This is a genomic window from Emticicia sp. MM (genome assembly GCF_001649495.1).
The window spans coordinates 1-10,610 of sequence record NZ_LXHX01000116.1; the positions used below are offsets into that span (position 1 = coordinate 1).

Genomic DNA, 10,610 nt, shown 5'->3' on the forward strand with positions numbered 1-10,610 from the left:
CACAGCTTTCGAATTTTTGATAGCTTTTACTATTGATGCTGATACATATAAATGGACAAAAATCGGTATCTTCATTATTCTTACAATCGTGAAAGCATACTATATCGTGGGTATTTTTATGCACTTAAAGAACGAAGTGAAATCGTTGATTTGGACAATAATTCTGCCATGTATATTCGTGGTATGGTTGATTGTTGCTTTGATTGTGGAAGGAGGATACATTGGTTTAGTGAGATATATTGGCAAATAAAATGCAAAAAAAATCTTCTAAAGTCGGAATACTAATAGGAATATTAGCTGTTCCGACTTTAATTTTTGTGATGCTCAAAATGTTTGGGCAGAACTATTATAAACTACCTTATTTAATGCCTGAAATCGATGAAACAGGTCAGGTAGTAATTAAAGGTGGAGATACAGTTTTTCACCAAATTCCGCCCTATAAATTAATTGACCAAGAGGGTAAAGAATTTTCAACTGAGCAACTAAAAGGAAAAATCTATGTAGCTGATTTCTTCTTTTCAAGATGTGGAACAATATGCCCCAAGCTTTCTAACAGTTTATCGAGAGTACAAAGTATATTCTCCGCTGATACCAATGTTAGGATAGTTTCACATTCAGTTGATCCGAAATATGATTCAGCGGCTGTACTTAAAAAATATGCCCAAAAATATGATGCCAAGCCAGGTAAATGGTATTTCCTGACTGGCGATAAAAAGGCAATTTATGATATTGCTATTAAAGGATATAAGTTACCTGTGGCGGATGCTTCAGAATATGACTCAAAAATAAGGTCAGTAGATGAAACATTTATACACTCAGAAAAGTTACTACTAATAGATAAGGAAGGGTACATTAGAGGCATTTACGATGGGACATATAATCCTGATGTCGAGCGTCTGATAGGAGAAGTGAAGGTATTAACAGAGATATATAAATCTAAAAAGTAGCTTACTTCAGCCCCGAATTATCTTTTATTGCTAATCTATTGTTGAAAAAAACTAAAAATGAAAGCGGTGAAAGCAAAGCAAGATAAAGCTTCGATGACATTTATTAATGTTGTGTCGGTAGCAGTGCCATTAGTGGTGGCAATTTTATTGGGAATCAGACAAAAGCTTGATATTGGAGCATGGACGAAAGTTTTGCCTCATGTTATTGGAGCAATAAACACGTTAACTTCAGTTCTTTTGATTTACGGTTTATTTTTAATTAAACAAAAGCAGATTGAGCGTCATAAAAAGATAATGACAATCGCTTTTGGTCTAGGTGGTTTGTTTTTAGTGTGTTATGTACTTTATCACCTAACCAATCCATCAACGAGTTTCGGTGGAGAGGGCTTCGTTAAATACATCTATTATTTTGTATTAATTAGCCATATTTTACTATCTCTTGTGGTATTACCTTTGGTATTAAGAACATATTTTTTTGCATGGATTAACGAATATGAAATGCATCGAAAACTAACTAAATATGCTTTTCCAATCTGGCTTTATGTATCAATAACAGGTGTAATTGCGTATTTAATGATTAGACCATATTACGTATAATTTAAAGAAATTAATCATGAAAAGATTTCTTGCATTAATAATAGTATTTTTATTGACTCAGACTATCACATTTGCTCAATGTGCAATGTGTAGGGCGAGTGTAGGAAGCAATTTAAGCGAAGGTCGCGGTGTGATTGGCACAGGAATTAATGATGGAATTCTATTGATGTTGGTTTTTACTTACCTTTCAATTCCAACGCTAATTTTTGTTTGGTTTAGAGCGGCAAAGAAAGAAATGCGACTAAAAATGAGCCAGCAATAATTTCATAGATATAATTTTCAAGAAGCGATTACTAGATTTTTAGTCTTGTAATCGCTTTTTTTGTATTTTTCTGAAGTAAAATCACGCACAGAAATGAATGAAATACAACTCCTCGAAAATAACCTAAGAAATTTCTTAGGAATGAGTAAAGTAGCATTTAAGCTTTCTGACTTTGTATTATCAAAATCAACAATTTAAACAATAAAGACTATGAAATTTACAAGACAAGCATCGGCAAATTGGAAAGGTACAGGAATGGAAGGTGTAGGAACTGTTTCGACACAAAGTACTACCTTAAATAACGCACAATTATCGTTTAAAACGCGTTTTGCAGATGGCGTTGGTACAAACCCAGAGGAACTAATTGGAGCGGCTCATGCGGGTTGTTTTTCAATGAAATTTAGCTTTGTATTGAATGAGTTGGGCTTTACCGCAGATAACATTGATACAAATGCAAAAGTAGTTTTTGAAGATGGGAAAATTACACATATTCATTTAGAAATGAATGCTTCAATTCCAAATATTACTGAAGAGCAATTTCAAGAAGCAGCAGCAAATGCAAAGGCAAACTGTCCGATTTCCCAGCTTTTCAATGCTGAAATTACACTTACTGCTACGTTATCCTAATTATTAGAAGCAGATATAAAGAATGTAGGCTCAAAGCATTTGCTTTGAGCCTACATTCTTTATAGATATCTCAACCAAGTTATCTCTGGATGCTGACCTTTATATCGACTATACCATCTACAAAGTGGATACATAATTAGAATTACTATTAACCAAATAAGGTAAACCTGAGGTAAGGTAATTCCATCATCATTTTTAGGACGGCCCAGAGTTTGTTCGTTGAAAACAAAATCATTCCAACTATAACCTTTGGCTAAAAATACTATTATTAAGAAAGTACGAATCACGTACCAATGAATGAGATAATAAAAAAGCGGAACGCTTCCGAAAACCTTAAAAAATTGAAATTTTTTATCGCCAATTTTTTCAAATAACCACAAAAGGAAAAACGAAATACCCAACATACAAAGAGTAAAGTCGAGAGAAGGGGCATTTTTTGAAACATTTAAAAATGATAAAACTGTAAAAAAGGGCTTCGTCTGTGTACTCCAAGGAATAGGGTCTCCATAAATATTGATGAATCTCAATAATAAAAATGTTCCTAAAAATCCACCTGAAATTTTGATAAAAAAGTTGGTTCTGATATTTTTTTCACTCAGAAAGTACTCGCCTAAGCCATAGCCAATCAACATAATCGACCACCACGGAATAATTGGGTAAGCTAAAATCAAAAGTCTTGAACCAAATGGAAGAACAGTAAGCGTAAATAAAGGGCCCAAAATAGTTTTGATGATGGAATCTGGCACGAGAGCTAAAAGACCATAAAATAGCATGATAAAACTCCCAATTGATAAAATTAATCTAGGAGATTTTCCAATTAAGAATGACAGCAGAATGAAGCCCACACCAATGGCTGCAATTACTTGAAAAAGTAAAGTATAGAACCCAATATCTGACCAAATTCCAAAAGAAATAATACTAAATTCTAAGAGTATTAACCAAAGTCCACGAGTTCGTAAAAATTTCTTGTTTTCGGCGATATTCGTCTGGCGTTTAGCAGAAATATAGGCCGAAACACCTGATAAAAAAACAAAAGTAGGAGCACATAAATGGGTAATCCAACGAGTAAAAAAAAGAGCAGGGTAAGTGTTACTTAAGTCCGTCGGACTTTGGTTGAGAGAGTTCTGTAATAGAAAATCACGGGTATGGTCAAGGGCCATGATAATCATGACGATACCCCGAAGAGTATCAATGGAAGTAATTCTTTTCATAATTTATTTATTAGGGAAACAATTTGATATTTTAACAAATGTAAAGTTAAAAGTACTAGAATAAAAATTTTGTAAAATTAATTTCCTTATAATCAGTGAGTTGTATGTGAATTTACTTTGCGTTTTTGATAAGAATATCGTAGAAAATGAAAAAAAATAAAATTAACTGACATAGGGTTGACAGTGAATAAGATTTACTTTACATATCCTTCCCATCCAAACCTAAGAGAATTATGATTTGGGTATTTAAAACTACGATAAAAAATAAAAGACAGGTAAAGCAAATTGCTCCTATCTTAAATGAACTAATTGTTTCACCAAGTAAATGGAATTTTGACTTAGAAGATTGTGATAAAATTTTACGAGTGGAGAACTATAAAATTGAATTACAAGAAGATTATCTGATTCAACGGTTATTAATCGCAGGGTATAATGTTGAAGTCTTGGAGTAAAACACTAATGCCACGATTTTTACCGTGGCATTAGTGTTATATATTAAAAGAATTTTTTTCCATTGGAATATTTCAAATCAATACCTGATTTAAACTTTGTGTTATCAAAATTGACTTCATTTTTAAAATCGGCATATTTAAAATCAGCATGATTACCAAATGCAGTGTTTTTGAATGTTACTCGGTCATTGAAATTCGTGTATTTAAAATCGGCATAATTACTAAATCGAACATCAAAAAAATCGGCGTCATTTTTAAAACTGGTATATTTAAAATTAGCATAATCGTAGAAATCGCATTTGGCAAAAATGGCTTCTTGCTTAAAATCAGCATATTTGAAATTAGCTTCTTTGGCAAACTTTGTGCCTCCAAAAGAAGTATTATCCGCAAAATCTGAATATTTAAACTCAGTTTTACCTTCAAACTTACAATTTTCAAAAACTACACTTTTTTCAAAATCAGTCGTAAAAGTAGTACCGTTTCCAATACTCCAATTAACGTTTCCATTGCCCATTTTTCTGTTTTTTTCTTCTTCAAGGTTTTTATAGGCAATAAAATCACCTTTGAAAATACAGTTTTTAAACGAAACAGGAACTTCAACGTAGCTTTTGTATTCTTCGTAGCTACCTTTATTTTTTATACGTTTTTTATTAGAAAGTTCAGTCAAATCTAAATCTCCTACAATGGTAGCATTTTGGTAATCAATCGATTGGCCTTTATCAATTGCTTCAAAAATGGCTTTGGCTGAAACTTCTTTCTGAGCCAATGCTTTTATTCCTACAAAAGCAAAAGCCATCATAATAATTATCTGTTTCATAAATGATTTTAGTATGATAGAAATTAAAATTATTCGTTGATATATACGCCACCCGAATTGGCATCCATTTTAACAGAAATACCACCACCATTGAGCGAACCCCTCACACGGTCTTTTTCCATTGTTCCATTAAATTTGGCTAACGCTGGAACTTTAACTCGTTGACCATCAAGGTCTAAATCCATACCTTTATCTAGAGGCATTCTTACATGAATACTTCCTGCACTTGTAGATAAAGAAAGGTATTTTCCGAGGGATTTGATATCAGCATCAATTCCACCACCCGAAGTTGAAGCTTTTACGCTGGCAGTGATGTCATCTAATTTGATTGAACCACCCGAAGTAGAAGTAATAAAATCTCCGCTAATAACTTCGGCTCTAATTCCGCCACCACTTGTTGTTGCTTTGATATTTCCGCCAAGGTCTTTTAGGGTAAGCCCGCCACCTGAAGTTGAAAGTCGAATATCACCTTTGCAGTTTTCAGCAACAATTCCACCTCCACTTGTTGAAACGTCAATATTATCGCGGCTATCGCTGATATTTATTCCACCACCTGAGGTGCGTCCTTTTACATTGCCCCCTAATTTCTGAAGTTTTAAACCGCCCCCCGAAGTAGTAAAGTTAAGGTCGCCAGTAAGATTTTTAAGCGAAATTCCTCCACCACTTGTAACTAAATCGGTAGAAATTTTTTCTGGTGTGTAGATTTTGAAAGAAATACTTAGTCCACTTTTCCAGTTATTCCAGCCACTTTCGCTTTTACGTTTGGCAATACAGTTAATTGTTTCTCCGTCTTTTTTGACACTTAATTCGTAATCTTTTAGGCGTTCTTCGATTTCAGATTTGCTCAAGTCATTACCACCATTATTTCCTCTAATGTAAATTTCTACTCTTGCTTCACCATCTGTGCTACCCGTGACAGAAATGCCACCACCAGATGTACGAACATTAAGTTTTTTTACTTCAGAAGATTTGTAAGTTTTAACGAAATAGGGTGTTTCTTTGTCTTGTGCGAAAGTAGTAAACGATAAACCTAAAATAAATAATGAGAGTAGCTTTTTCATACAATTGCGTAATGTTAAGATTTCATAATTTTTGTTGTCTGAACATAAGATGCAAAAGATGAAACGAGCGTTGCAGAAAATTCGATTTATTTTTTAGAATAAATCCATGGGGTCTTCAACGACTCTCAGATTTTCGTTAAAATTATCAATCAAATTCATATCTGAATGACTAATTTCAAAATCGAAAACATCAAAATTTTCTTTGATTCTCTGCAAATTAACAGATTTGGGAATACTTGAAACGCCATGTTGTAAAGCCCATCTTAGAATAATTTGGGCGGGTGTTTTTTGATATTTATTGGCAATACTTAGAAGTTTAGGGTCTTGCATTCGCATACCTCTTATAAGGGGAGTATAGGCTTGCAGTTGGATTTTCTTTTGTTTACAGACTTCCAGTAAATCTTTTAAATACAAATATGGACTAAACTCAACTTGATTTACAGCAGGAGTAATTGTGGCGTACGATTCAAGTTCTGATAGAAAAGGAATAAGGTAATTCGCCACTCCGATTGCCCGTACACGGCCTTCGCTTTGAAGTTTTTCGAGTGCTAGCCAAGTATCCTTGCGAGTAGCCTTGATAGGCCAATGTACCAAATATAAATCAATGTAATCAATATTTAGTTTTTGGAGGCTAGTATCAAATGCACGTAAAGTTTGGTCAAAACCTTGGTCGCCGTTATTAACCTTGGTAGTTACGAAAATATCAGCTCTGTTGATACTGCTTTCACGAATCGCATTGCCAATTTCAACTTCGTTTTTATACATTTCAGCAGTATCAATAAGTCGATAACCTGTTTCTAAAGCCCATAACACAGCTTGTTCGGCTTCACGGTTATACATATCATAAACACCAAGGCCTAATAAAGGCATTTGGATACCGTTGTTGAGGGTAGTGTAGAGTTGGTTAGGCATAAAGTTTTTGATTATGTCAAAATTACAATGTTTTTAGGAAAGTATGTTGGTTTAAAATCCCCTATCCCCATCAAAGCTAGAGTTTTTCGATTCTTCACAAATTTGAGGGGGTAGGGGGATGTGTATTAATATTACCTTAATTTACAATTCTGTCTCAACTTACCATTTCTCCAAACCTAATACTTTTTTACCTAAATCGTTTAATTCGGCTGTATCATATTTTGTTTTTTCCCAATTTCTTGGGTCTCCCGGAAATGCATAACCTTCTGGTGAAATGCGGTTTTTCCAAGAATTCACTCGCCAATCACGTAATGCCTCGTTCTCTTCTTCGGCAGGCATCATTGAAATGTATTGAGCAATTCGTACTTTATCTTTCGAATTATTCGGACGAATTCCGTGTGGTTGACTGCTATTGAAAATTAGTAAATCACCCGCTTCGAGCTTTACTTTTACGAATTTATCTTCAAATCCAGTCGTATCTGGTTGGAAGCGATTACGGTCTTCGGGCTGGGTTAGTTTCCATGTATCATACGTACGGAATAGTTCAGGAATACACTGAAAACCACCCATATTTTCGTCAGTTTGGTCGGCTAAAGCTAAAACGCCTTGTACATTTTGAGGCTTAGTTTCTGGGTCATAGTCCCAGTGGATAAAACCTTTATATTCAAAACCTGGGCGTAGTGGGAAGTTCAAATTGGCTCGGTCGATGGTTACCCAAAGTTTTTCTGTTCCCCAAATATCTACAAAAGCATCATATACTTTTTGAGTTTGGCGGTTATTCCACAAATGCTGGTTATTATACACTTCAACCATTCCTGTACCTGTTAATTCCTTCATTTTCATTTCAGCACGAGGGGGTGTGTACCAAGTGTTTGGGTCATTAGGGTCTTTTTCTTCAAATTCCCAAATAAATTGAGCAGTACGTAATGCTTGTTCTCTCGGAACTGCATTCTTAATGATTACGTAGCCATTTTCAATCCAAAACTTCCAGTCATCTTCAGTTAATACACGAAGTGGACCGCCTTCAGCTAAGCTTGTACGAAGCTTAATTTGGCTACTTGTGGCGGTTGAAGGATTTCCGGGTTTATCTGTATGGTTTTGATTCGGCATCATAGTTGGAGCCATAGTTGGGGCGGCGGTAGGCGTTCCTATCATTTGCATAGATTATTTTATTTAATGAATGATGTTAAGTAAAACCAGTTTTTTAAAGCAGTGATTGAAATCAATGGTTAAGGGAACAAAGAAATGTTTAGGTTTATGCGGACTTCAAGTCCGCATCTGTAATTCAAGAGTTCCGTTGTTTTTTAACTAGTGAATAAATTCACTGAAAATATATATCAAAAACACAATTTAATGATATTTAAAATTAAAATAATGATACAAACTTAGGGGTTTAATAATTATAATACTTTACCGATAATGTCAAATTTTTGAATAATATTGATATTTAGGTCTTAATTATTCGTTTTGTTTACGAAATATGTGCAAATTTGATGCTTATCATCGTCTATTTGAATAGAAAATCAAAATGAAAATAGTTTTAGAAGAATTTACGATTGATTCGAAAAGCTCGTTTCGGGTATTTAGACCGAGATTGAGCCAAGTATTTTATTGGCATTTTCATCCTGAATTAGAACTGGTTTATATTGAAGGAACCAACGGAACACGGCATGTGGGCGAACATCTTTCTCAGTATGAAGCAAGCGATTTAGTATTTATTGGCTCGAATATTCCGCATCTAAATTTTGATTATATGGCTGAAGGAGATTACGAAAAAGTAGTTTTGCAAGTAAGAGAAGATTTTTTGCAAAATGCCCTCATCGAAACTCCAGAGTTAAGAGCTATTCAAGCACTTTTTGAACGTTCAAAATACGGAATTGCTTTTGGAGAAAAAACTAAACAACAAATAGCTGAGCGAGTGAAAAGCTTGGAAAGTTTGAGTTATTTTAGTCAATTTTTAGAGATATTAAGCCTTTTTCAAATACTTGCGACAACCCAAGATTACGTTTTACTACATGACAAGCCAGTTGAGAATCAATACAACAAAAAAGACCAAGAACGTATCAAACGACTTTATAAATTTATCGATGAAAACTACCAAAGAAAGATAGATTTGACAGAGGTGGCTGAAATGAGTAACTTAAGTGAGGCCGCTTTTTGTAGGTATTTTAAGAAAATGACCAAACTTACTTTTGTAGAGTTTTTGAATCATTATCGCGTAAATCAGGCAAAAAATCTGCTTTTGCTTGATAGAAATGTTACCGAAACCTGCTTTGATTGTGGCTTTGAAAGTATGTCATATTTCAATCGAACGTTTAAAAAGCTTACAGGTGAAAACCCTTTAGCATTTAAGAAACGGTATTTTATGAAATAAGTGTAAAAAGAGTGGCATACCTTATTGTCGTAGTGAACAGGTGGGCCACTCTTTCATTTTTGTTATATTTATTTCTCCAAAATAATCCAACGATTAAGATTATTGTAAGGCATTTCTAAAACAATTTTGTAGAAAGAAGAGTGTACTTTGCTTACATCAATAGAAGCACTTTCGTCTTTTACAGCCACTTGTTTAATGAACTGATAAGTATCTTTTCCGCCTGTTTCGAATTGATTGGTGGTAGCTAACCAAATCTTAGCATTACCTTTAGGGTCGATAGCCTTCCACTGAATAGTAATTTGTTTCTCTTTAATTGTTGCTTTGGGCGAAATTGCTGAAATTTTTCCAGTTAATGAAACGCCATCAATTTCAAATGCTTGTTCTTTTGGAAACTTTAACCCCAAAAAATTAGCAATAGAAGGCATTATATCAACGATTGCAGGTTGGTTTTCTTTAAAATAGGCATTTAAACCTTGTGCATTGGTTATCACCCAAGTTTGTCGTTCTCTATCCGACTGTCCACCGTGTCCTCGACCAGTTTTGGCATCTCGACCATGGTCGGTTGTTATATAAACTACCCAATCTTCTTTAAAATTTGCTTGTCGATATTTGATTGCATGCCAGATTTTTCCCACTTGCTTATCCATTATTTCAATAGCATTATAAAACTCTGGGCTATCGCCATGTTTATGCCCCATATCATCGGTATACTCCAGATACACCCAATTCAAATCTGCGGCATCAGTCCTGATACCTTTGGCGGCTGCGGCAGTTACTTCTTCATCAATCGAATGAATATATTTACTTTGCTTATCGTGCGGAAAACGGGCAGTGTCAAGTTCTAATCCATCAAAATGAAAATCAGTTCTTAGGTGTTTTGTTTGAGGTAAATTATCGCCCACAAGTTTGGTTCGGTTATCAAGCCAAGTAGAATAAACGGCAGTTTTTTTCGCTGGAAATTGTTGTTTGAAAAACCTAAAAATTGTCCAATAATGGTAGTTGGGAGCTTTAATATCATTGTCCCAAACATTATGTTTGTTTACCCATGTGCCAGTAAGCAAGCTATTGTAGCCAACTGCCGAGATAGTTGGTGTTTGAGAATAATTACCTTTTTCTCCACCTACATAAGCACGTGTATAGCCACCTACTTGTGCAATAGAATCAAGATGAGGCTTTTTAATTTTTTCAATCACATCGGCAGGAATTCCATCGACAATAATAAAAACTGCTTTCTTTTTTACTTGTGCAGAAAGTGTAAACGTAATGAAGAAAATGATGAGAAGAAAAACTTTATTCATTGAACTTGTTTAAGATTATTTATGCGGAAAAATAGATGCTCAAGAAAGAGGT

Annotated in this window: 13 protein-coding genes; 7 read left to right on the top strand and 6 right to left on the bottom strand. The window is 34.4% G+C overall.

The annotated features are described in order from the left end of the window. From A6M55_RS16005 to A6M55_RS16025, 5 genes are all read left to right on the top strand, one after another. Positions 1-250 (top strand): cytochrome C oxidase subunit IV family protein (locus tag A6M55_RS16005; protein ID WP_064198529.1); only part of this gene is annotated, 250 nt, incomplete at its 5' end. 1 nt (position 251) lies between these two features. Further along, positions 252-947: an SCO family protein gene (locus A6M55_RS16010; protein WP_015028570.1), complete on the top strand. Its 696-nt coding sequence runs from the start codon at positions 252-254 to the stop codon at positions 945-947. 57 nt (positions 948-1,004) lie between these two features. Further along, positions 1,005-1,544 carry a DUF420 domain-containing protein gene (locus tag A6M55_RS16015; RefSeq protein ID WP_015028569.1) on the top strand — a complete coding sequence of 180 codons (540 nt, stop codon included), beginning with the start codon at positions 1,005-1,007 and terminating at the stop codon, positions 1,542-1,544. A 16-nt stretch (positions 1,545-1,560) separates the two neighbouring features. Next, positions 1,561-1,806, top strand: a complete 246-nt coding sequence (locus tag A6M55_RS16020) for a hypothetical protein (RefSeq protein WP_015028568.1) — start codon at positions 1,561-1,563, stop codon at positions 1,804-1,806. A gap of 210 nt (positions 1,807-2,016) precedes the next feature. Continuing rightward, positions 2,017-2,433, top strand: coding sequence for an OsmC family protein (locus A6M55_RS16025; RefSeq protein ID WP_015028566.1), 417 nt, complete (start codon positions 2,017-2,019; stop codon positions 2,431-2,433). A gap of 59 nt (positions 2,434-2,492) precedes the next feature. On the opposite strand, the gene A6M55_RS16030 is transcribed toward A6M55_RS16025, so the two are convergent. After that, the gene (locus tag A6M55_RS16030) at positions 2,493-3,644 is read right to left on the bottom strand and encodes a DUF1624 domain-containing protein (RefSeq protein WP_064198530.1); all 1,152 of its coding nucleotides are present in this window, start codon (positions 3,642-3,644) and stop codon (positions 2,493-2,495) included. A gap of 233 nt (positions 3,645-3,877) precedes the next feature. Between A6M55_RS16030 and A6M55_RS16035 the strand changes: the two genes are divergently transcribed. Next, positions 3,878-4,096, top strand: a complete 219-nt coding sequence (locus A6M55_RS16035) for a hypothetical protein (RefSeq protein ID WP_064198531.1) — start codon at positions 3,878-3,880, stop codon at positions 4,094-4,096. 43 nt (positions 4,097-4,139) lie between these two features. Here the strand turns inward: A6M55_RS16035 and A6M55_RS16040 are convergent, their stop codons facing one another. The 4 genes from A6M55_RS16040 to A6M55_RS16055 all read right to left on the bottom strand — a co-directional run bounded on the left by A6M55_RS16040 (position 4,140) and on the right by A6M55_RS16055 (position 8,047). Beyond that, complete coding sequence (locus tag A6M55_RS16040; RefSeq protein ID WP_015028563.1) at positions 4,140-4,913, bottom strand: pentapeptide repeat-containing protein; 774 nt, start codon at positions 4,911-4,913, stop codon at positions 4,140-4,142. A 29-nt stretch (positions 4,914-4,942) separates the two neighbouring features. After that, a complete protein-coding gene (locus tag A6M55_RS16045; RefSeq protein WP_064198532.1) occupies positions 4,943-5,974 on the bottom strand; it encodes a hypothetical protein in 1,032 nt (343 codons plus the stop codon). Between the two features lie 93 nt (positions 5,975-6,067). Then, positions 6,068-6,886 (bottom strand): aldo/keto reductase, encoded by an 819-nt coding sequence (locus A6M55_RS16050; RefSeq protein WP_064198533.1) that lies wholly within the window; start codon positions 6,884-6,886, stop codon positions 6,068-6,070. Between the two features lie 159 nt (positions 6,887-7,045). Beyond that, complete coding sequence (locus A6M55_RS16055) at positions 7,046-8,047, bottom strand: phytanoyl-CoA dioxygenase family protein (RefSeq protein WP_015028560.1); 1,002 nt, start codon at positions 8,045-8,047, stop codon at positions 7,046-7,048. Between the two features lie 367 nt (positions 8,048-8,414). On the opposite strand from A6M55_RS16055, the gene A6M55_RS16060 reads away from it, so the two are divergent. Further along, the gene (locus A6M55_RS16060) at positions 8,415-9,260 is read left to right on the top strand and encodes an AraC family transcriptional regulator (protein WP_015028559.1); all 846 of its coding nucleotides are present in this window, start codon (positions 8,415-8,417) and stop codon (positions 9,258-9,260) included. Between the two features lie 68 nt (positions 9,261-9,328). On the opposite strand, the gene A6M55_RS16065 is transcribed toward A6M55_RS16060, so the two are convergent. Continuing rightward, positions 9,329-10,558 (bottom strand): alkaline phosphatase family protein, encoded by a 1,230-nt coding sequence (locus tag A6M55_RS16065; RefSeq protein ID WP_064198534.1) that lies wholly within the window; start codon positions 10,556-10,558, stop codon positions 9,329-9,331. Between the last annotated feature and the right edge of the window lie 52 nt (positions 10,559-10,610).